The organism is Oleiphilus sp. HI0043, from assembly GCF_001634935.1.
In genome coordinates this window covers 1-779 of record NZ_LWEY01000626.1, presented here as the reverse complement: position 1 = coordinate 779, position 779 = coordinate 1, and the positions used below count along the sequence as shown (strand labels likewise).

1 protein-coding gene is annotated in these 779 nt (G+C 42.7%); it reads right to left on the bottom strand.

The genetic code is table 11. The features are described from left to right. Positions 1–318: 318 nt before the first annotated feature. Positions 319–779, bottom strand: a 461-nt coding sequence (locus A3729_RS07640) for an RNB domain-containing ribonuclease (protein WP_156497777.1), incomplete at its 5' end; no start/stop codon positions are given.

The window sequence follows — 779 nt, the reverse complement described above, 5'->3', positions numbered from 1 at the left end:
CATCAGTTAATTGTATCCATTGAACATCCGTGAACAAATCCTTGTTTTGCCACTGTCCTTAGTTATTCAGCCGCTCCTGCAGCACAATTGTCCCTTGCCTTATCGTTCCTTGATCTACAACTGCCCTGTGTAGTTATCTGAATCCTTCAGATTGGCTCCTGCCTTCCCTAACAAGTCCGTTTGATGTTGCTTCCGTTTGATGAGTATATTACGGAAACCACATGTAGGAAAAAATAGGATAAAACCTAAAGCCATGTAGGAGATATCCTACATGGCTCTGCTGAGGACAGACAAGAATTTGGCCAGGATGTAGCCGGTCTAAACTAATTCGAACTGAATTTGTTTACGAGACCAGTCGATTTGCTTGAGTTTTACTTGTACTGCTTGGTCGAGTTGGAAGGACTGCTCTTTGTTGGTGATGCAAAGCAGGTCTTGGTTAAAGCTATACTTCCCTTCCATCTCCTTGGTTGAGACAAATCCTTCAATACCTGTTTCTGCTAGACGAACTTGAAAACCAGAAGAAAAGACACGATGAATCGTAGCATTTAAGGTTTGTTTGTTCTTAGCTAAATACTGGCACTTCAGCCATTGCTCAACATCATAGACGGCACTTTTGGCTTTACTCGAATTCTCACTTAATGCTTCTATTTGAGCTTCGTTAATGTAGCTTTCATTGTTGGCTGCAATCGCATCGAGTTGGCGGTGTACTAAAAAGTCACTGGCTTTTCTAAGGGGGGAGGTGAAGTTGCAATACTGCTGCAATCCCATGCCGAAGTGAG